Source organism: uncultured Azohydromonas sp., assembly GCF_937926365.1.
GTDB lineage: Bacteria > Pseudomonadota > Gammaproteobacteria > Burkholderiales > Burkholderiaceae_C > Azohydromonas.
On record NZ_CALAOH010000250.1, the window covers coordinates 15,509 to 36,559 of the forward strand.

Genomic DNA, 21,051 nt, shown 5'->3' on the forward strand with positions numbered 1-21,051 from the left:
CGCCGGCGCGCGATGGGCGAGAGGGCGCGGCCATCCCTCGGGCTGCGCCAAGGCACTGCTACTCGGTCACTTCAACGGCTGAAGGCGGCCTGAAGATCGGCCTGGCCAGACACCCCGCCTTGCAGCAGCAGCATCAACAGGATCCGCGCCTTGGCCGGCTTGAAGTCGTCGGCCATCACCGCGCCCGCTTCGTGGGTCGTCTTGCCGCCGCCCACGAAGCCGTAGCTTGGCAACACCCGCCCGTTGTGAACGCGGGTCGATACCACCACGGGCACGTTCTTCGAGATGGCGTACTTGACGGCCTCGTACATCGGCACGTTCATGTTGCCCATGCCAAGGGCCTGGACGACGATGCCCCTGGCCCCGCGATCGACGGCGCTGCGCAGCGCCGCGCCGTCGGCGCCGCCGTACATGGCCACGATCTCGACGTCCGGCATCTTGTCGGTGCGAATCGGAATGTGCTGCCTGCGCTGCGGCGCACTGGTGAAGATCACGCGCTCCGGGTACACCTCGCCGATGAAGCCGAAGTCGCCGGAATTGAAGGTCTCGACGTTCGTCGTGTGGGTCTTGGTGACGTAGCGCGCGGCGTTGATCTGGTTGTTCATGGCCAGCATGACGCCCTTGTCACGCGCCTGGCCGTCCACCGCGATGCGCACGGCGTTGAGCAGGTTGCGCGGGCCGTCGAAGTCGGGGGACGAGGCGTTGCGCTGGGCTCCGATGAGGACGACGGGCTTGGACGACTTCACGGTCAGGTCCAGCCAGAATGCCGTCTCCTCCAGCGTGTCCATCCCGTGCGAGACGATCACTCCCGACACCTCCGGCCGGTCGAGGGCGGCCTGCACCTCGCGGGACAACTGCACCCAGCGCCCGGGGTCCATGTAGTCCGACGGAACGTTGGACAGGTTGTTGACCTGGATGGTCGCGGGGAAACGCTTCGGCCGATCAGCCGGCGGCACAGGCCGTGAGCGTTCCCGTGACCAGCCTGTTGAGCTGGCGCATGAGCAAGTAGCCGAGCGTATGGTCGAGATCCATCTGTGCCAGCAATCCGGGGCCGTGGATGGCCAGCACGGTCGCGTCGGTGACGCACGCGGCGGTTGCTATGCGCCGGGTGGAGTCGGGCGTCAAGGCTGCCCAGCCGAATACCTGTCCGCAGTGAAGAATGTCGCCTGCACTTGCGATGCGTGTATCGAGGCCGATGGTCAACCGCACGATGCCTTGCACCAGCACGTAGAAATACCGGGCTGGCTCGCCTGTGCGGTAGACAATCTCCCCGGCCTCCCAGTGCTGCTGTGTGCCCAGCGACAACACCACCTCGTGTCTTGACTCGTCGAGCTCCGCGAAGAAGGGGGTCTGCCGCATGATGTCCCTGGCACTGGGTGATCGAGCAAGGCTTTCAATCATGGTCTGCCTCCTGATGCAACGGCCTCGCGGGCGGCACGGAAAAGTCCCCACTGCTTGCGCCGCATCCACAATGCCTTGCGGCCAATGCCCAGCATCTGCGCCAGCTGCGCCTCATTGCACCGATCCTGGTAACGCAGGACCACATCCTTGATGTAATCCTCGATGGACAGCGGCACATCGCCTTCAGGCTCGACTCGGGCTGCAGCAGGCGTGGCAATGGATTCTTCCAGGTCGCCCAGGCTCAGCAGCTCGGTATCCGCGAGGATGACGGCCCGCTCGATGACGTTTTGCAGCTCCCGGACATTGCCAGGCCAGTGGTAGTTGTTGAGGAAACCCAGGAATTCCGGTGCCATGCCCGTGATGGGACTGTTGAACTTGCGCACGAACTCGCGCATGAAATGCACGGCCAGCAGTTCGATGTCACCCGTGCGCTCGCGCAGTGGCGGCACGTGGATCGTGATGACGTTCAGGCGGTAGTACAGGTCAGCGCGGAACGTGCCTTGCTCGGCACAACTCCTCAGGTCGCGGTTGGTGGCCGCGAGGAAGCGCGTGTCGGTGTGGTACGCCTGCGTCGAGCCCACCGGCCGGACCTGGCGCTCCTGGAGCACACGCAGCAGCTTCACCTGCACGCCCAGGGGGAGCTCGGATATCTCGTCAAGGAAAAGCGTGCCTCCGCTGGCTTCGCGGATGAGGCCCTCGCTGGCACTGGAGGCGCCGGTAAACGCGCCCTTGGCATGTCCGAAAAGCTCGGATTCGATCAGGTCCGAAGGTATGGCGCCGCAGTTGACAGGCACAAACGGCTTGTGTGCCCGGTCGCCGCTGAAATGGATGGCCTGTGCAACCAACTCCTTGCCGGTGCCGCTTTCACCCTGGATCAGCACGTTGGCGTCGGTATGGGCCACGCGCTGTATCAGCGCCTGCAGCCGTTGCACGCCCGGGCTCCGGCCTATGAGCGTGTTGGTGCCATAGGCCTTGCGCAAGCTGCGGCGCAGTACGCGGTTCTCGCGCCGCAGGCGGCGCTCCTCCAGCACACGCTCAATGGAGAACAGGAAGTCGTCGTTGTCGAAAGGCTTGATGATGTAGTCGTTGGCACCGCGGCGCAGCGCCTCGATCGCGCTCTCGATCGAGGAGTAGCTGGTCATCAGGATGACGGCGGCATCCGGGAGATGCTGCCGTGCGGCCGCAACCACCTGCAAGCCGCTGCCATCGGGCATGCGCAGGTCGGTGATGACCAGGTCAAAATCTTCCTCGCGCAACCGTGCCACGCCTGCGCGGGCGGAGTCGCACACGACGCAGTCGTGTCCCACCCGCCCAAGCAGCAGGGAGACGACCTCGCCCACACCCACATCGTCATCGATGACGAGAACGCGCACCGACTGAGCGGACGCCGGCACGGGTATGGCCTCGCGTGCGTTCATCGACGTGCCCGAGGAAGTTGCACGTGAAAACTCGCGCCGCCGCCGCTGCGGTTCTCGAACCAGAGCCGGCCCTCGTGCTCGCTGACGATCTGTGCCGATATCGCCAGCCCCAGGCCGGTGCCGCCGCAGTGCTTGCGGGTCGTGAAGAATGCTTCGAAGAGGTGATGCGCGATGTCGTGCGGTATGCCCGGCCCGCCATCGGCCACGCAGACGTCGACCTCGTCTTCGCTCGTGCAGGTGGTGCTGATGTCGATCTGGCCGGCACCGTCCATGGCCTGCGAGGCATTGAGCAGCAGGTTGGAGAACACCTCGCGCAACTGCCCGATGTTGCCGCGGACCAGTGCCTGCGGGTGGTGGCGCACCGTCAGCCGGATGCGCTCGAAAACGCCGTTGGCGCGTGCGGAGATCAGCGCCTCGTCTATCGCCCTCGAAACGGCAAACGTCGAGCGCGGCTCGTCGCCGGGACGGGACGAATCCAGCAGCCGCCTGGCGATCTCCATGATGCGGCCCACGTTACCGTGGATGCTGTCGAGGCTCTTGCGCAGGAGCTTGGGGTCGGGCGTCGGCTCGCTTCGAAGCAGTTGTACCACGGAGCGCACCGTGGTGAGCGGACTGCTGATCTCGTGGCACACGCCCGCGATCATGAAACCCAGCGCGGCCAGGCGTGCGGTCTGCAACTGGCTTGCCTGCATCTCGGCTGGTTCGGTGCGGCCGACAACGAACAGGCAATATCCCCAGGGTGCCGGACGCAGGATCAGCGTCTCGTGAACCTTCTTTTGCTCCTGGTGGTCATGGCGGATGTACTCCACTTGCTGCGGTCCTGGCCATGGCGCGTGGCCGGACAAGGCCCTCCGGTATTCCAGCCAACGCTCGCGCAGACCGTCCCTCGGGTCGGAGGGACGCATCGGTGGCGAGGAGAGTTCCTCACTGGTTCGCAAAACGTTGCCTTGGTGATCCAGTGCCACCACCGGCCATGGCACGGTGCTCAGCAGTATCTCCAGGGAGTCGGCACGCCCGGCTTGTGCCTGCACTTCGTTGTCCTCGATTGCCTTGCCCGGGAGCAGGCTAGTAACGCACACCGCCAGCGTCAAGCCCGTTGCGTTGTGGAAAACCCCGATTACCAATGCCAGGCAAGTCGGGCTGGACGTCTCGTGGCCAAGCGGCCTGTAACGTTGAGTTGGCATCGCAACCACGGCCATCATCTCCTGGATCAGGGGCAGGGGCTGCCACCCGGAAGCCGGCCCTGGCATTGCCTGAACACGCGTGCAGTGCAATGCTGGCAGACGCGTGCATCGAGCCGGTCGTAGAGCGTTTCCATCACGTCCTGTCCGACGACGAAGAGGTTCTCCGCGCCGATGTCGGCCATGAAGCCGGTGCGCACGAGGGTGTCTTGCACCGTGCCCTGCAGGCGATGGAAGTAGAGTGCCCCGCCGATGGCCCGGCGGCGCCTGGCCTCCTGTGCGAGCAGTTCGGCCCCGGACAGGTCGATGAAGCTGATGCCCGGCGCGAGTATGAGCAGGTGCTTGGGGGCCGGCATCTGGTTCGGCTGCTGCAGCCGGCGCTGCACATGGTCCACCGCGCCGAAGTACAGCGGGCCGTCGATGAAGACGATGCGCAGCTGAGGGCAGCCCTTTTCCTGCCGGCGTTCCACGAAGTGGTACGTCGCCGTCCCCGGCGCCGGCAGGGCATCGCGGATGTGCGGACGCGCCGTCCTCTCGATGAACAGCACCAGGGAAAGGATGATGCCGACGTAGATCGCGAACTCCAGCTGCAGCAGCAACGTGGAAGCGAAGGTGGCCAACAGGACCGCGGTTTCCCCGCGGCTGGTGCGCACGATCATGCGGATGTGATGCAGGTCCACCAGGGACCATGCCACCATGAACAGGACTGCCGCCATGGAAGCCAGCGGCAGCAGCCGGATGGCAGGGGCGAGCACCAGCAGCACGCCCACCAGGCACACGGAGGAGAACACCGCTGCGAGCGGCGTGCGCGCGCCCGCGCTGTAGTTGAGCCCGCTGCGGGTGAACGAGCCACTGGAGACATAGGAAGAAAAGAAGCTGCCCAGCAGGTTTGCAAGGCCTTGCCCGAAGAGCTCCTGATTGCCGTTGATGCGCTGGCCGGACTTCAGCGCCACGGCCCGGGCGATGGACAGGGCCTCCGTGAGCGACAACATGGTGATGGCCAATGCCACGGGGGCAAGTTGCTGCAGCGTGGCAACGGACAGGTCCGGGCGTGACAGAGGCGGCAGCACGGCAGGCAAGGCCGCGACGGTCGGTATCGCCGCCTGGTGACCTGTCAGCTCTTCCAGCACCGCGGCGGTGGCGGCACCGGCGGCCATGGCCACGATCATGTAGGGCTGGCGTGGCGCGAATCTCTTGCACAGGATGCCGGCGGCCAGTGTGGCCAGGCCCACGGCGGTCACATAGGGGCTGGCCTGCGACAGTTGATCGAGCGTGGCCTGCAGCGTCGCGGCCAGGGACCCCGTGGAGGGATAGGCCAGACCCAGGAAATGCTTTAGCTGGCTGGCGGCGATGAGCACGGCCGCGCCGGCCGTGAATCCGACCACCACGCTGTGCGAGACGAAGTTCAGCAAGCTGCCCAGGCGCGCCAGGCCGAGCACGAGCGTCAGCGCGCCCACCATGAACGTCAGCGTCAGCGCCAGCTCGATGTAGCGGGAGCTGCCGGCTTCGGACAGGGCGCCAACGGTTGTGAAGACAACCAAAGACAATGCGGCAGTCGGCCCGGACACCAAGTGCAGCGACGAGCCGAACAGCGCCGCCACGATCACCGGGACGACGGCAGTGTAGATGCCGTACTGGGGAGGCAGCCCCGCGATGCTGGCGTAAGCCACCGCTTGGGGTATGAGGATGATGGCGCCGCTGAGCCCGGCCATCGCGTCGGCCCGCAGGCTGCGCCGGTTCACCAGCGGCCACCAGCGCAGCATGGGCAGCAGCCGTGTCAACCGGGCATCCTGCGTGCGCAAGGTGGTGGCGTTGGCGGGCATCCGTGGGGCCTCAGTGTGTTTGGGGCATGTCGGCCAGCAACGCTGGCTGGCACGGTCAGTAGTGCTGCTGGCGGCCGGTTGCAAGCCCGATGCCAAGCCGCCATGGCTGGGAGGCGGTCCCTGCCGACGCAGTGGCCAAGCAGGCGTGAATCCGCCGTCAACGGCCGCCATGTTTCCAAATCGCCAATCTTGATGTTTCTCAAGGAAACGCCGGCCGGGCGGCGGGCTCCGGGAAGTCCCGCAGTCCCAGCCTCTCAGCCCGCACGCCGTCGAGGCAACGCCCCTGTTTGGCCTCGGCCTCGGCCACTGGCATGGACCGTGCAATGAAGTCGGCGTGCTGGCCGCAAACGCGGCCTGCCTTCAGACCCATACCTTCGGAGACCACAGCATGTCGCGCAACGAAGCCGAATGGAGCAAGCGTCCCCAGTTCCCGCAAACGCACTACGTGAACAGCGCCATCTATACGGACGACGGCCTGTTCAAGGAGGAACAGTCGAAGATCTTCAACAAGTGCTGGATCATCGCCTGCCACGAGTCCGAGCTGCCCAGCCCCTACGACTACCGCACCTTCCAGCATCCAGGCGGAGCGCCGCTGATCGTGGTGCGCGGCGAGGACATGAAGATCCGTACCTTCCTCAACATTTGCCCGCATCGTGGCAACACGCTGCTGTACGAGCCCGTGGGCAATGCCAAGCGCATCACCTGCATCTTCCACGCCTGGTCGTTCGACACGGCGGGCCGTTGCATTGACATCTCGCGTGGCAAGCAGGGCTACCAGGACCGATTCGGCTGCGATCAGGCGGGGCTGCGGGAGATCCGGACGGAACAGGGGTTCGGAGGATTCGTGTGGGTCAACATGGACGACGGGGCCTGCACGCTGCGCGAGTACATCGGCGACGCGATGCAGCTGCTCGACGAGCATCTCGAAGCCCCGCTGGAGGTCTTCCACTACCACAAGGCCGTGGTGCCGACGAACTACAAGCTCTGGCACGACACGAACAGCGAGTTCTATCACGACTACATGCACTACTTCAATCGAGCCACCGGCATGATGCAACCGGGGTACTTCGACCGGAAGTACACCGGGTATCCGAACGGCCACGCCTCTGTGGGCTCCATGACGATCAAGTACGACGCCTACGACGGCAGCAAGGAGCGTGGCGTGGGCTGGCCCGGCCTGGCGCCTGGTGGTTGGGTTCTCATCGACATTTTCCCCGGCATGACCTACAACCTGCGCACATCCGTGCTGCGCATGGACACCGCCGTGCCGCTGGGACCCGACAAGCTCGTGATCGAGTTTCGCGGGCTGGGCCTGAAGTCCGACACGCCGGAGCAGAGAGCCGAGCGCATACGCGACCACAACGTGATCTGGGGGCCGTTCGGCCGCAACCTGCACGAGGACCTGCTGGGCGTCTACGGGCAGGGGCGCGCCATGCGCGAGCGCTCTGGAAGCCACTGGGTCATTCACGGCCGCGAGGAGCACTCGACGATCCACGACGAGGTCGGCATGCGGCATTTCTATGCCGAATGGAGCCGTCGAATGGGACGCCTGGCCAGCGATCCGTTCGCGGAGTCCGGCAGCGCGCAACGCGCTGCCTGAATCCGCTGCCCGCATCTTCACGCCCCATCAAGGGAGGACCGCCGTGGACCATCGCCATGCCGTTTCGGAACTGATTGCCCGCTCCATGCTGATGCTCGATGCCAAGGACTTCGAGGGTTACCTGTCGCTGTGCGACGAGCAGTATCGCTACCGCATCAGCGCCCACAGCCCCGAGATCAGGAAGGACATGATCTGGCTGGAGCACGACAAGCTGGGTATGCGGCAACTGTTCGCCAACCTTCCACGCCACAACAGCGACCAGTCGCCGCTGTCGCGGCACGTCACGGTCTACACCGTGGAGGCCCGGGACGAGGAGCAGCAGGCCAAGGTGGTCAGCGCGCTGCAGGTGTTCCGCACCTCGAACGACGGCGGCGTCACCGAGCTCTTCGCCGTGGGCAAGGTGCACGACACCGTCAAGCTCGGACCGGACGGGCCGCGGCTGCTGGCGCGCGATGTGCGCCTGGACACCCGCATGCTGGGTTACGGCCATCACATTCCGTTTTGACGGCGGGCGGCACCATGAAAGTCCAGGTCAATGCGCGCAACGGCGCGTACCAGTTCAAGGCCGATCCGGGGGACAAGGTCCTGCTGGCCGGGCTGCGCCAGCTCATCGGGCTGCCCTACGAGTGCGCCACCGGCACGTGTGGCACGTGCAAGGCTCGGCTGCTGGAGGGCGAGATCGCGGACCCCTGGCCTGAGGCACCAGGCACGAAGGGCTTCAAGCGGCGCGACGAGTTCCTGATGTGCCAGTGCGAGCCGCGCAGCGACCTGTGCGTGGAGGTCGCGGGCTTCGTGGCACCGCTGGATCCGGGCAGCTTCATGCCCGCATTCACTTCAGGCGAGGTGGTGCAATCGAGGCTGCTCACGCGCGACGTGCTGCAGCTGACGGTGCGCACCGAGCAGCCGCTGGCATTCGATGCCGGGCAGTTCGCGCTGGTGCGCATGCCCGAGGTGCAAGGCTTCAGGGCCTGGTCGATGTCGAGCTGGGAGAAATGCAGTTGCGTGGCCAACTTCATTCTCAAGCGCAAGCCCGGAGGCACGGCTTCGGAGCGGCTGTTCGGCGCCCCGTGCAGCGGCATGCCGCTGGAGCTGTTCGCTCCGCTTGGCAAGGCGACCTACCATCCCGGTGTCGAGCGCAACATCCTGTGCGTGGCCGGCGGCAGCGGCATCGCCGGCATGCTGGCCATCCTCCAGAGCGCGGCGCATGCGCGCCATTTCGACCGCTACGACGGCCACGTCTTCTTCGGGGTGCGGACGGCCGCCGACGTGTTCGCGCTCGACAGGCTCTCGGCGCTGGTGGACCGCTGCGGCCAGCGCCTGCGTGTCACGGTGGCGCTGTCGGACGACGTGGTGCCGACCGGACTGGCCGCGGACTACCCCAGCCTGGAGTTCCAGCAGGGCGTGGTGCATGCGGTGGCCGAGAAGGTCCTGGACGGGCGGTGCGAGAACCTGCGCGCGTACCTCGCCGGGCCGCCCGCGGCGGTGGACGCCGCGGTGCGGATGCTGCTGCGCGCCCGTGTCTCGACCGACAACATCCGCTACGACAAGTTCGCCTAAGGAGCCGCGGCATGAGCAGGATTCGACTGTGCAAGGCGGGCGATGTGCCGCCGCAGGGCATGAAGTGCTATGACGGGAGCGATGGCCAGAAGGTGCTGGTATTGCGCTCGGTCGATGGCTTCAGGGCATTCCAGGGGCTGTGCCCGCACCAGGACGTCTGCCTGGACGAGGGCTTCTTCGACGGCAGGACGCTCACCTGTCACCAGCACCTGTGGCAGTGGGATGCCAGCACCGGCGAGGCCATGGGGCTGGCGGAAGCGCCCCTGGAGCGTTATGCGCTGGAGCAGGTGGACGATGAACTGTTCCTGGTGCGCGGCAGCGCGCTGCGGGCCTCGCAGCTGTTCAAGGACGTGGCCGAGCCGACGCTGCATGCGCTCGAGGCGCTGGCCCGGCGCGAATGCCACGCCAGCCCCGACGTGATCTACGACGTGGGCGACCCGGCCACGGACATCTACGTGCTCGAATCCGGGCGGGTGGAGTTCGTGGTCGGGCGCGAGGACCGCACGCGCCGGGCCGGGTTCATGCTGCGCAAGGGCGAGGCGTTCGGCTGGGCGGCGCTGCTGGACGACCATCCCGTGCGCATTGCCCGCGCGACATGCATGGAGCCCTCGCAGGTGCTGCGCCTGGACGGGCGGCACACGCTGGAGCTGCTCAGGAGCGACCCGGTGTCGGGCTTCGAGGTCATGCGGCAGCTCTCGCACCTCATCGCCTACCAGCTCACTTCCGCGGCTGGACGCTAACGGGTGGGGCGTCGGCCCAAGGGTCCCAGACGACGCCATGTGCACGTCACTGGTCCGCTGGCCGGTGACTCACGCCAACACGACAACAGGAGACAGTAATGAACCCCGTCGGAATTGGCTGCGCGCGCGCGGCTCCCGCAGCACGCCTTGGTGTCGCATGCGCGTTGGCGCTTGGAGCGCTATCGGCCGCGGTGGCCGGTGATCTGCAGTACGGCAAGCCCGGTGAGCCCGTGAACCTCGTGGTGGGCTACCAGCCCTACTACACCCAGTCGTGGTCGGGCGTGGTGATGCGCGGCAAGAAGCTCTACGAGAAATACCTTCCCAAGGGCTCCAAGGTGGAGTTCGCGGTGGGCCTGCAGGGCGCCGTGGTGGTCAACGCGATGCTCGCCGGCAAGCAGCACATCGGCTACGTCGGCGACATGCCGGCCATCGTCTCCACGACCAAGCACAACGTGGCCGACATCCGCATCGTCGCGACGCTGGGCTTGGGCAGCGACCAGTGCAACGTGTTCCTCGCGCGCCCGGATGCGCCCGGGTTCGCCGACGCGAAGCAGGCGCTGAGCTGGCTGGGCGGAAAGCGGGTGGCCGTGCCCCTGGGCAGCTGTGCCGACCGCTTCGGGCAGGCGGCCTTGAAGAAGGAAGGCGTGGCGCCCAGCGCCTACCTGAACCAGACCATCGAGGTCATCACCAGCGGCTTTCGCGCCGGCAAGCTCGACGCGGCCGTGGTATGGGAGCCCACCGCGTCGCGCCTGGTGCAGGAGGGCCTGGCCAAGCGCATCGCTTCTGGCGCCTCGGTGGGCGAGATCGACGGCGGCTTCCTGACCATGCGGGCCGATCTCGTCAAGCAGCGTCCCGACATTGCCAAGGCCTGGCTCAACGCCGAGCTCGATGCGCAGCTCTTCCTGGCCGACCCGAAGAACGCCATGGAGGTGGCGTCCATGGCGGCGCAGCAGGCCACGGGCTTCACCGAGAAGATGCTGTGGTCATCCATGTACGGCAAGTACGCGCAGGCCCAGGGCGGTGCCCCGATCCGGCTGCGCCTGCCCTACGTCGTGGACGCGGACTCGATGGCCCTCATCAACAGTGCCACCAAGTTCCTGCATTCGATCAAGAGCATCAACGTCGACACGCTCCGGCCCGACGCCGTCATGCCGGAACTGGCTCAAGCCGTGCTCAACGAGCGCGGCATGAAGTCGCCCATTGGCCAAGTCACCGCACTGGAAGACCGTGAATACGCCCGCTAGCAGCACCGCCGCCGGCGCGCCGCCCTGGCGTGGCGCCGCGAATGCGCCGACCACCGTTCCGGGGTCCGCGTCATCGTCCCGGGCCCTTGAGGTGCCGGGTGTCGAAACCTATTCCCAGGAGTGGATCTGCGCCCTGCTGCGCAGCACCCTTCCCTTCCAGACCTTGCCCGAGGAACTGCTGCACGCGGTGGCCCGTCTGGCGCGCGTGCGCTCCTACGCCGCGGGCCAGGTGATCTACCGGCGTGGCGAAGAGGCCGACGACATCCACATCGTGGCCAGCGGGCGGGTACGGCACGAGCTGCTGGCGCCCGGCCAGGAGCGGCTGGAGCGCACCATGCACAGCGGCGACGTGTTCGGCTGGGCGGCCGTGCTGGAGGCGCCGCGCCAGCGGCTGGCCGAGACCACCGCCCTGGAGCGTACCGAGGTCCTGCAGATCGACGGCGAGCAGCTGCTGCAGGTGATCGAGCGGGACCCGGCCGCGGGCAGCGTCGTGATGAGCCGCTTTGCCGCCATGATCACGCGGGAGTTCTCGGCGCCGGCTTCCGTGGCTGCGCGCGTACGGCATCTGAACGGGCGCAGCGCGGGGCCGGCGGGCGTCCCGACGGGCTGGGCGCTGACCATGTACCGCTTGGCGCAGTGGCTCAAGAGCCCGCGACCGTACCTGATGGTGACCGGGTTCGGCATCCTGCTGACCCTGTGGTACCTGACGGTGGAGGTCTGGAAGCTGCCGCGGTTCGCGGACATGCCCGGGCTCACGGTCGTGGTCAAGGAGATGTTCAGCCAGGACCCCACCTACGGCCTGTCGGTCTACACGCCGGAGTACTACCAGCACATCTGGGCCAGCGTGCGCCGGGTGGGCATCGCCTTCGTGCTGGCCACCGCGCTGGGGGTGCCGCTGGGGCTGTTCCTGGGCTGGTCCAAGACCTTCAGGGAGTACGTCTTCCCGGTGTTCGAGACCCTGCGCCCCATTCCCATCCTGGCCTGGGTGCCGCTGGCCATCCTGATGTTCAGCGGAACGGAGTCGCCGGTCATCTTCCTGACCTTCCTGGCGTCCTTCTACGCCACGGCGCTCAACACGATGCTCGGGGTCGAGTCCATCGACGAGTCCTACAGCCGCGCGGCGTACTGCCTGGGCGCGTCGAAGTGGCAGGTCTTCCGCGAGGTGATCGTGCCGGGGGCCATGCCGTTCATCTTCACCGGCTTGCAGATCTCCATCGGCGTGGCCTGGTTCTCCCTCGTGGCCGGCGAGATGGTGTCAGGCGAGTTCGGCCTGGGTTACGTGATCAACACCTCGTACACGATGGTGCGCTACCCCACCATCATCATCGGCATGGTGACGCTGGGCCTGGTGGGCTATGTCACGAGCGCGATGGTGCGCGTGGCCGGCGACTGGCTGATGCAGTGGCGTGTGCGGGAACTCACCATGGGAGGTCGTTGATGGCTGCCGTAATGGAGACAACGCCGGCGCGAGCCGTGTCGGGCCGCACGGCGGCGGCCCAGGGCGCGATACGCATCGAGGACGTGGTCAAGGTCTACGACCCGGGGGGCGCCGCCGTCATGGCCGTGGACCATTGCTCGCTCGACATCGCAGCCGGCGAGATCTGCATGATCGTGGGCCCCTCCGGCTGCGGAAAGACCACCCTGCTCAACGCCATCGCGGGGTTCCACAGCATCACCTCCGGGCGGATATGGCTCGACGACCAGCTGCTGTGCGGACCGGAGAAGCCGTTGGCGGACCCGGGCTCCGACCGCGTCGTGGTGTTCCAGAACGGCGCCCTGTTTCCCTGGAAGACGAACCTCGACAACGTCGCCTTCGGCCCCATGATGCAGGGGCGCATGAGCCGCAAGGAGGTCTACGAGAAGGCGCGCGGCATGATGGCCGACGCGGGCCTCAGTGGCATGGAGCACAACTATCCGGGCGAGCTGTCATCGGGCCTGCGCCGCCGGGTGGAAATCGTGCGCGCGTTGATGAACGACCCCAAGGTGCTGCTGTTCGACGAGCCGTACCGGGCCCTGGACTCGCTGACCAAGTCGGTCATGCACGAGGCGCTGCTGGAGATCTACTACCGCAACAAGGTCACGATCTTCTTCATCACGCACGACCTGGAAGAAGCCGTCTTCCTGGGCCACAAGCTCGTCATCATGACCTCGCGCCCATGTCGCCCCAAGAAGGTGATCGAGGTCGACATCGCGCATCCGCGCGACTACGGCGTGCTCACCAGTTCGCGTTTCCGCCAGATCATGGATGAAACCAGCGAAGTGGTGCACGAAGAGGCCAGGAAGTCGTTCGCCGCCGGCGAGAAGGAGGGCTGAAGCCATGCAGGCCGCCGTGTTTTCCAGAGCGTCTTTGCAGTTGCCCATGCCCAGCCAGGCGACGCGCCGGGCCGTCGTGTCGATATTGCTGTTCATCGTGTTCTGGGAGGCCGGCTCCCGTTCCAAGGAATGGCTCGGGACCGCCTTGCCGTGGATCGGCATGGTGCCCGCACCCAGCGCGGTGCTGCAGGTGTGGGGCGGCCTGCTGACGGACCCGGGGTACTGGCAGAGCTGGTACCTGAGCCTCATGCGCGTGCTCATGGGGTTCACGGCGGCCATGCTCGTGGGCATCCCGCTGGGCCTGCTCATGGCCGTGAGCCGCGTGTTCAACGACATGTGGTTTCCCAGCTTCGAGGTGCTGCGGCCCATACCGCCACTGGCCTGGGTGCCCGCGTCCATCATCTTCTGGCCCACGCAGGAGCTCTCGATCGGCTTCGTGACCTTCCTGGGCGCGTTCTTCGCGGTGGTGATCAACGTGGTGGGAGGGGCCAAGTCCATCGACACCAGGTTCTTCCATGCGGCTCGGGCCATGGGCGCGTCGCAGTGGGACATCTTCCGGCGCGTCGTGCTGCCTGCCACGCTGCCGTCCATCGTGGTGGGCTCCTCGGTGGGCATGGGCATCACCTGGAACGTGGTCGTTGCCGCGGAGATGATCTCCGGCGGCGGCAGCAGCGGCTCGGGTGGCGGGCTGGGCTTCTTCATCTGGAACTCCTACGTCGGCGGCTCGTACGAGCAGATCGTCGTCGGGATGATCAGCATCGGCATCGCCGGTTACGCGTGCAGCGAGGCACTGCGCCGGCTGGGCGGCCTGGCCACGCCGTGGCTGCGCAAGCGTTGAAACGGAGGCGCTCATGACTATCTCTGGTCGGCCCGCGGCCGCGCCCCAGGCGGGCAACAGCGGCGAGATCGTGGTGCAAGGCGTTGGCAAGGACTACGGCGCAGGCGCCTTCAGCAAGTGCGTGATGCGCAACTGCAGTTTCACCATCGAGAGCGGCAAGCTCACGGTGATGATCGGTCCCTCGGGCTGCGGCAAGAGCACGCTCATCCGGCTGCTGGCGGGCTTCGAACGGCCGACCGTGGGCGAGATCAGGATCGACGGGGAGATCGTCACCGCTCCGGGCAAGGACCGCCTGGTGGTGTTCCAGGAATCGGCGCTGTTCCCCTGGATGACGTCGATGGACAACATCCTCTACGGGCCGCGTGCGCGCGGCGAGATGGGGCCCAACACCCGCGAGCACGCCGGCTTCCTGCTGAAGAAGGTCGGCCTGGAGGCCTTTCGCGACAAGTACCCCTCCCAGCTCTCCGGCGGGATGCAGCGGCGCGCCGAGCTCGCGCGCGCGATGATCAACAACCCCAAGGTCATGATCCTCGACGAGCCGTTCCGCGGGCTCGACGCGATGTCCAAGGAATTGATGTGGGAGTACTACGCGGCCCTGTTCGAGGAATCGCACCGCACCAACTTCTTCATCACCACCGACATCGACGAGGCGATCTACCTCGCTGACCGCCTCATCGTCATGACCAACATCCCCATGCGGGTGCGTACGGTCATCGACCTGGAATTGCCCAGACCGCGCCGATTGGCCGACATCTTCGACAACGAGCATGCCAACGACGTGAAGATGACGGTGCTGTCATTGCTGCACGAGGAGGCCATGAAGTCCTTCTCCGGGGGCAGCAAGGCCGCCTCGGACTTCGTCGAAGCGTATGCCCGGCGCACCGGCAAGGGCGCCACGGCCTGACGCGCCGCAACGTGTAACTCGTGCGCATGTGCGGCCCTGAACAGGCCACGCCTGCCTATCTTGACTGCCACAGGAGAGATGGAAATGCCCAGCAAGACGTCCAACACCGTGATCGACATGCGCAGCCGCCCTGCGTTCCTGCACGACTTCTATGGCGCCACACCGGGCACGCCATCCTACGAGGTGGTGAAGTGGCTCAACCGCCGGGTGGGTTCGCACGAGGACGAGCACTTCACGCGCTCGGCCACGCTCGATGGCTTCATCGACGAGATTCGGGACAGCGACATCTCGATGGCGGTGGTGGTGGGCCGCGAGACCCCCGGCGTCAGCCACAGCAACGACGAGATCCACAAGATGGTCAAGGGCCACCGCGAACTGGTCGGCGTCGGTTCGGTCGATCCCTACGCCCGGGGCGTGCGCGGCTCCATTGCGGAAGTCGAGCGCGCAGTGGGCAAGCTCGGCCTCAAGGCCATCAACCTGGAGCCGGGTTTCTGCAATCCGCCGCGCCACTGCGACGACCCGATGCTGTTTCCCGTCTACGACGCCTGCGAGCAGCTTGGCGTTCCCGTGTGCCTCATGTCCGGCCCGACCTCGCCGAGCCTGTCGCTGAGCGATCCCACCCATGTCGGCCACGTGGCGCGGGCCTTCCCGAAGCTGCAGATCGTCTGCTACCACGGGTTCTGGCCGCACGTGCAGGAGATGGTGGGGGTGGCGTTCCGCTACGAGAACGTGAGCGTCGTGGCGGACATGTACATCTTCATGCCCGGCGGGCGCCTGTACGTCGAGGCGGCCAACGGCTTCATGAAGGAGCAGCTCATGTTCGGCAGCTCCTATCCGTTCCGGGCCATGAAGCAGTCCGTGGCGGACTACCGTGAGCTCGGCTTGCGGCCCGAGGTGCTGGAGTGCGTGATGTACCGCAACGCCGAGCGCGTGCTCAAGCTCGGCGCGTGACCGGGCCCCGGCGCCAGGACGCCGGTCGAGCACCGTCATCCGGTCGCTTCCGATTCGGCCCGGGAGGGCAACAAGGAGCGATGAGGAAGTTCCGCTACACCGACGTCCAGGCCGCCGTGAGGCTGTGCCTGAAGGCCGGTATGCCGGCGGCGCAAGGATGGCGGCACAACGACCTCACGGACGCGACGCTGGAGGCCCAGGCCATGAGCCATGCAGACCTTGACGCCACCGGGACGCAACGGCTGCGCGTGCTGGAACAGGAGAACGCGCGGCTCAGGCGCCTGGTGGCCGACCTGATACTCGATCGCCGGCTTCTGCAGGAAGTGGTCCGCAACAAGCCCTGATGCAAAGCTGCCGCTTGGGATTGCCGATGCGCATGCCACGGTGGCTGCGCCGCAAGGCAGCGCGCCCGCACCGCCCTCAAGCCCCCCGTGCGCTGCGGGGCTGCGCGTGACTTTCCAGGCAGTGCCGCATGAAATCCTGCGCGGCCGAACCCAGCCGCTTGGCGCGGTGCACCACGATCGACAAGGCGCGGCGCATGGGCGGCAATGCCGCGGACAGGTCCACCAGCGTGCCCTGCGCCAGCGCCTCGGCCACCGCATGGCGTGAGAGGCAGCCCACGCCCAGCCCGGAGGCCACCGCGCGCTTGACCGCCTCGTTGCTGCCCAGTTCGAGGCCGATGTCCACGCGATCGAGTTGCGCCGTCAGCCACCGGTCGGAGGCCTCGCGCGTGCCCGACCCCTGCTCCCGCAGCACCCAGCGCGCGTCGGCAAGGCGCCGTGTGCCCGCGCCGCGCGTTGCCAGTGGATGGCCCGGCGCCGCGAAGATCACCAGCTCGTCGCTGAGCCAGCGCCGCACCCGGAGCTCCGGATGGGACCCCGTGCCCTCGATGAAGCCCACGTCCACATCGAAGGCGGCCACCGCGTCAAGCACCTCCCGCGTGTTGGCGATGTCCAGCCGCACCTGGCTGAGCGGGTGCATCTGCTTCCACTGCGAGATCAGCGGCGGCAGCAGGTACTCGCCGATGGTGAAGCTCGCGGCCACGCGCAGCGGCGCCGCATGCTCCGAATCGAACAGCGCCTGCAGCTCGGCCGCCTGCTCCAGCAGCGACGCCGCGCGCGGCAACAGCGCGCGGCCGTTCTCGTTGAGTACCAGACGGCGCCCCACGCGGTCGAAGAGCTGCGCGCCCAGCGTGGCCTCCAGCTCGGCCAGCGCCGTGCTGGCCGCGGATTGGGAGCGCGCCACGCGCTCCGCTGCGGCACGGGTCGAACCCGCCCTGGCGGTCGCGGCGAACACCTCCAGCTGGCGCAGGGTCAACTTCAGTCTCTGATCGGTTTTTTCGTTCATGACAAGAGAAATTATGAGCTTCATCGGTCAGGATGCGAAGCCTAGGATGGCCTCACCATGCTGAAATTCCTCTCCAATCAGCCGCTGCACGATCCGATCGCGTCCGCCACGGCGCACACGGAAGTGAAGACCACCACCTGCTACATGTGCGCGTGCCGCTGCGGCATCCGGGTGCATCTGCGCGAGGGGCAGGTGCGCTACATCGACGGCAACCCGGCGCACCCGCTCAACAAGGGGGTGATCTGCGCCAAGGGCAGCTCGGGGATCATGAAGCAGGTGTCACCGGCGCGGCTGACCCAGCCGCTGCGGCGCAAGCCCGGCGCCGAGCGCGGCGCGGGCGAGTTCGAGCCGATTTCCTGGGACGAGGCCTATTCGTTGCTTTCACAACGTCTGGCGCATATCCGGGCCACCGACCCCAAGCGCTTCGCCCTGTTCACCGGGCGCGACCAGATGCAGGCCCTGACCGGGCTGTTCGCACGCCAGTTCGGCACGCCCAACTACGCCGCGCACGGCGGCTTCTGCTCGGTGAACATGGCCGCCGGCATGATCTACACGATCGGCGGCAGCTTCTGGGAGTTCGGCGGGCCCGACCTGGACCACGCGCGCCTCTTCGTGATGATCGGCACCGCGGAGGACCACCACAGCAATCCGATGAAGATTGCGCTGGGCAAGTTCAAGCGCGCGGGCGGCCGCTTCATCTCGATCAACCCGGTACGCACCGGCTACTCGGCCATCGCCGACGAGTGGATCCCGATTCGGCCCGGTACCGACGGCGCGCTCTTCATGGCGCTGCTGCACGAGCTGATCCAGGACGACCTCATCGACCGCGCGTTCCTGCAGCGCCATACCAATGCGCCTCAGCTGGTGGTGCTGGACGAGGGCGAGCGCGAGGGCCTGTTCGCCTTCGACCCTGACGCGGGAGCGCCCGCCGATGGGCGCAACCCGCACAACAAGCTGGCCTGGGACAAGGCCGCCGGGTGCGTCGTGGCCGCGTATCCGCAGGGGGTGGAAGAGGGCCGGGACCTGGCGCTCGAGGGCCACTACGTGCTGGCGGACGGCACGCGGGTGGCGCCCTCGTTCCAGCTGCTGCGCGAGCGCGTGGCCAGCACGACGCCCGAATGGGCCGAGGCCATCACGGGCATCCCGGCCGGGCGCATTCGCAAGCTGGCACGGGAGCTGGGCGAGACGGCGCTGCGGCAGGCGTTCGAACTGCCCATCGCCTGGACCGACGCCTGGGGCAAGCGCCATCCCACCACGACGGCGCGCCCGGTGGCTTTCCATGCCATGCGCGGCCTGGCGGCGCATTCCAACGGCTTCCAGACCGTGCGCGCGCTGGCCGTGCTCATGAGCGTGCTGGGCACCATCGACCGGCCGGGCGGCTTCCGGCACAAGGCGCCGTACCCGCGCCACATCGTGCCGAACTACCGTGCCTTCAACGACCCGGAGCTGATCCAGCCCAACACGCCGCTCAACGCCGCGCCGCTGGGCTTCCCGGCGAGCCCCGAGGAGCTGGCGATCAATCCGGACGGCTCCCCGATCCGCATCGACCACGCCTTCTCCTGGGAGCACCCGCTGTCCGCGCACGGGCTGATGCACAACGTCATCACCAATGCCACGCGGGGCGACCCGTACCCGATCGACACGCTGCTCATCTTCATGGCCAACATGGCGTGGAACTCGACCATGAACACGATGGCCGTGCGGGAGATGCTCAACGCCAAGGGCGAGGACGGGAAGTACAAGATTCCCTTCCTGGTGGTGTGCGATGCGTTCCAGAGCGAGATGGTGGCCTTCGCCGACCTGGTGCTGCCGGATACCACGTACCTGGAGCGGCACGACGTGATGAGCATGCTCGACCGGCCCATCTCGGAGTACGACGGCCCGGTGGACTCGGTGCGCGTGCCGGTGGTGCCGCCCACGGGCGAGTGCCGGCCGTTCCAGGAGGTGCTCATCGAGCTGGGCTCGCGGTTGAAGCTGCCAGCCTTCACGCACCCGGACGGCACGCGCAAGTACAAGGACTATCCGGACTTCATCGTCAACTACGAGGTCCAGTCCGGCATCGGCTTCCTCATGGGCTGGAGGGGGAAGGACGGCACGGAGCACCTGCGCGGCGCGCCCAATCCGCGGCAGTGGGAGATGTACGAGAAGAACAACTGCGTCTTCCAGTACCACATGCCCCCCGAGCAGCAGTACATGCGCAACTGGAATCGGGCGTATCTCGACTTCGCCAAGGACAAGGGCTGGCGCCAGCGCAACGACCCGGTGCAGCTGGCGCTGTACTCCGACACGTTGCAGGCGTTCCGCCTGGCGGCGCAGGGCAAGCGGCGCGGGCGGCAGCCGCCCGAGGCGCTGCGCGAGCGCGTGGCCACCTATTTCGACCCCCTGCCCTTCTGGTACGAGCCGCTGGAGCAGGCCTGCACCGACACGGACGCCTTCCCGCTGGCGGCCGTGACGCAGCGGCCGATGGCGATGTACCACTCCTGGGACTCGCAGAACGCCTGGCTGCGCCAGATCCACAGCCACAACTACCTGCACGTCAACCCGGTCACCGCGATGGCCGCGGGGGTCAGCGATGGGGGCTGGTGCTGGGTGGAGAGCCGATGGGGCCGGGTGCGCTGCATGGCGCGCTACAGCGACGCGGTGGAGCCGGGCACGGTGTGGACCTGGAACGCCATCGGCAAGGCCGACGGCGCCTGGCAGCTCGCGCCCGGGGCCGACGAGTCGCGCAAGGGTTTTCTGCTCAACCACCTCATCAGCGAGGAGCTTCCGATGGGGCAGAAGACCATCAGCAATTCGGACCCCGTGACGGGCCAGGCCGGCTGGTACGACGTGCGCGTGCGGATCCGTCCGGCCGCGCCCGACGAGCCGCAGGAAAGCCATCCCCGGGCCGCCGCCGTTGCGAGCGTGCCCGGCGTACTGGGCCAGGCCGTGACCGCCTTCTTCAGGAGCCGCAAGTGATGACGCCCATCGAGTCCCGCGAAACGCTGGCGCGACAGCTCGCGCTGGTCATCGATCTCAACGTGTGCGTGGGCTGCCATGCCTGCGTCACCTCGTGCAAGGAATGGAACAGCGCCGGCGCCGCCGCCCTGCCGCCGGACCCCGGTGCGTTCGACGCGTCGCCCACGGGCACCTTCTTCAACCGGGTCCAGACCTACGAGGCGGGCCGCTTCCCCGGCACGCAGACCATCCACTTTCCCAAGAGCTGCCTGCATTGCCAGGAACCGCCGTGCGTGCCGGTGTGCCCCACGGGAGCGAGCTACAAGCGCGCCGAGGACGGCATCGTGCTGGTGGACTACGACAAGTGCATCGGCTGCAAGTACTGCAGCTGGGCCTGCCCCTACGGTGCGCGCGAGTACGACGAGTCGCGCGGGGTGATGACCAAGTGCACGCTGTGCGTGGACCGCATCCACGACGAGCTGCTGCCGCTGGAGGACCGCCGGCCCGCGTGCGTCAAGGCCTGCCCCACCGGGGCGCGGCTGTTCGGCGACGTCAACGACCCGGCCTCCGAGGTGTCCCAGGCCATCCGCGAGCATGGCGGCTACGAACTGATGCCGGAGTGGGAGACGCGGCCCGCCAACCGCTACCTGCCACGGCGCATCACCGAGGCTGCGGAACCGACGCACCAGGACACGCGTGCCGCGCCGGCGAGCGCCCCCGCGGCGCGGCCGCAGGAGACACGGCCCGCGGAGCCCGCACTGGGGTGGTTCGCGCGCCTGCTGCGCATGGGAGCCTGA

19 protein-coding genes are annotated in these 21,051 nt (G+C 67.2%); 13 read left to right on the forward strand and 6 right to left on the reverse strand.

Going from position 1 to position 21,051, the window contains the following annotated elements; all coding sequences use genetic code 11:
• Nucleotides 1–71: 71 nt before the first annotated feature.
• The 5 genes from Q0741_RS27515 to Q0741_RS27535 are packed head-to-tail and all read right to left on the reverse strand — an operon-like array spanning nt 72 to nt 5,823.
• Nucleotides 72–956, reverse strand: coding sequence for an asparaginase (locus Q0741_RS27515; protein WP_298236381.1), 885 nt, complete (start codon nt 954–956; stop codon nt 72–74).
• Nucleotides 943–1,401 carry a Crp/Fnr family transcriptional regulator gene (locus tag Q0741_RS27520; protein ID WP_298236382.1) on the reverse strand — a complete coding sequence of 153 codons (459 nt, stop codon included), beginning with the start codon at nt 1,399–1,401 and terminating at the stop codon, nt 943–945. Before Q0741_RS27520 ends, Q0741_RS27515 begins: the two co-directional genes overlap by 14 nt.
• On the reverse strand, nt 1,398–2,819 hold the full coding sequence (locus Q0741_RS27525) for a sigma-54 dependent transcriptional regulator (protein WP_298236383.1): 1,422 nt from the start codon (nt 2,817–2,819) through the stop codon (nt 1,398–1,400). The genes Q0741_RS27520 and Q0741_RS27525 overlap by 4 nt, the downstream gene beginning before the upstream one ends.
• The gene (locus tag Q0741_RS27530; RefSeq protein ID WP_298236384.1) at nt 2,816–4,018 is read right to left on the reverse strand and encodes an ATP-binding protein; all 1,203 of its coding nucleotides are present in this window, start codon (nt 4,016–4,018) and stop codon (nt 2,816–2,818) included. The genes Q0741_RS27525 and Q0741_RS27530 overlap by 4 nt, the downstream gene beginning before the upstream one ends.
• Before the next feature lie 11 nt (nt 4,019–4,029).
• Nucleotides 4,030–5,823, reverse strand: a complete 1,794-nt coding sequence (locus Q0741_RS27535; RefSeq protein WP_298236385.1) for a SulP family inorganic anion transporter — start codon at nt 5,821–5,823, stop codon at nt 4,030–4,032.
• A 388-nt stretch (nt 5,824–6,211) separates the two neighbouring features.
• On the opposite strand from Q0741_RS27535, the gene Q0741_RS27540 reads away from it, so the two are divergent.
• The 11 genes from Q0741_RS27540 (at nt 6,212) to Q0741_RS27590 (ending at nt 16,314) form a co-directional block, all read left to right on the forward strand.
• The gene (locus tag Q0741_RS27540; protein WP_298236386.1) at nt 6,212–7,423 is read left to right on the forward strand and encodes an aromatic ring-hydroxylating dioxygenase subunit alpha; all 1,212 of its coding nucleotides are present in this window, start codon (nt 6,212–6,214) and stop codon (nt 7,421–7,423) included.
• Between the two features lie 43 nt (nt 7,424–7,466).
• Nucleotides 7,467–7,928, forward strand: coding sequence for an aromatic-ring-hydroxylating dioxygenase subunit beta (locus Q0741_RS27545; RefSeq protein WP_298236387.1), 462 nt, complete (start codon nt 7,467–7,469; stop codon nt 7,926–7,928).
• A gap of 14 nt (nt 7,929–7,942) precedes the next feature.
• Complete coding sequence (locus Q0741_RS27550; protein ID WP_298236388.1) at nt 7,943–8,980, forward strand: 2Fe-2S iron-sulfur cluster binding domain-containing protein; 1,038 nt, start codon at nt 7,943–7,945, stop codon at nt 8,978–8,980.
• An 11-nt stretch (nt 8,981–8,991) separates the two neighbouring features.
• Entirely contained in the window at nt 8,992–9,720 is a 729-nt protein-coding gene (locus tag Q0741_RS27555) for a cyclic nucleotide-binding domain-containing protein (RefSeq protein ID WP_298236389.1), read from the forward strand.
• A gap of 191 nt (nt 9,721–9,911) precedes the next feature.
• Nucleotides 9,912–10,964 (forward strand): ABC transporter substrate-binding protein, encoded by a 1,053-nt coding sequence (locus Q0741_RS27560; RefSeq protein ID WP_298236390.1) that lies wholly within the window; start codon nt 9,912–9,914, stop codon nt 10,962–10,964.
• Nucleotides 10,965–11,055: 91 nt separating this feature from the next.
• The gene (locus Q0741_RS27565; RefSeq protein ID WP_298236391.1) at nt 11,056–12,402 is read left to right on the forward strand and encodes an ABC transporter permease subunit; all 1,347 of its coding nucleotides are present in this window, start codon (nt 11,056–11,058) and stop codon (nt 12,400–12,402) included.
• A complete protein-coding gene (locus Q0741_RS27570; RefSeq protein ID WP_298236392.1) occupies nt 12,402–13,277 on the forward strand; it encodes an ABC transporter ATP-binding protein in 876 nt (291 codons plus the stop codon). Before Q0741_RS27565 ends, Q0741_RS27570 begins: the two co-directional genes overlap by 1 nt.
• A gap of 46 nt (nt 13,278–13,323) precedes the next feature.
• Nucleotides 13,324–14,115 (forward strand): ABC transporter permease, encoded by a 792-nt coding sequence (locus tag Q0741_RS27575; protein ID WP_298236393.1) that lies wholly within the window; start codon nt 13,324–13,326, stop codon nt 14,113–14,115.
• 13 nt (nt 14,116–14,128) lie between these two features.
• Nucleotides 14,129–15,019: an ABC transporter ATP-binding protein gene (locus Q0741_RS27580; protein WP_298236394.1), complete on the forward strand. Its 891-nt coding sequence runs from the start codon at nt 14,129–14,131 to the stop codon at nt 15,017–15,019.
• 84 nt (nt 15,020–15,103) lie between these two features.
• Nucleotides 15,104–15,970 carry an amidohydrolase family protein gene (locus Q0741_RS27585; RefSeq protein ID WP_298236395.1) on the forward strand — a complete coding sequence of 289 codons (867 nt, stop codon included), beginning with the start codon at nt 15,104–15,106 and terminating at the stop codon, nt 15,968–15,970.
• An 80-nt stretch (nt 15,971–16,050) separates the two neighbouring features.
• Complete coding sequence (locus Q0741_RS27590) at nt 16,051–16,314, forward strand: hypothetical protein (RefSeq protein WP_298236441.1); 264 nt, start codon at nt 16,051–16,053, stop codon at nt 16,312–16,314.
• 76 nt (nt 16,315–16,390) lie between these two features.
• Here the strand turns inward: Q0741_RS27590 and Q0741_RS27595 are convergent, their stop codons facing one another.
• Nucleotides 16,391–17,317, reverse strand: coding sequence for a LysR family transcriptional regulator (locus Q0741_RS27595; protein ID WP_298236396.1), 927 nt, complete (start codon nt 17,315–17,317; stop codon nt 16,391–16,393).
• A gap of 57 nt (nt 17,318–17,374) precedes the next feature.
• Between Q0741_RS27595 and Q0741_RS27600 the strand changes: the two genes are divergently transcribed.
• Nucleotides 17,375–20,275 (forward strand): molybdopterin oxidoreductase family protein, encoded by a 2,901-nt coding sequence (locus Q0741_RS27600; RefSeq protein ID WP_298236397.1) that lies wholly within the window; start codon nt 17,375–17,377, stop codon nt 20,273–20,275.
• Complete coding sequence (locus Q0741_RS27605) at nt 20,275–21,051, forward strand: 4Fe-4S dicluster domain-containing protein (RefSeq protein ID WP_298236398.1); 777 nt, start codon at nt 20,275–20,277, stop codon at nt 21,049–21,051. The genes Q0741_RS27600 and Q0741_RS27605 overlap by 1 nt, the downstream gene beginning before the upstream one ends.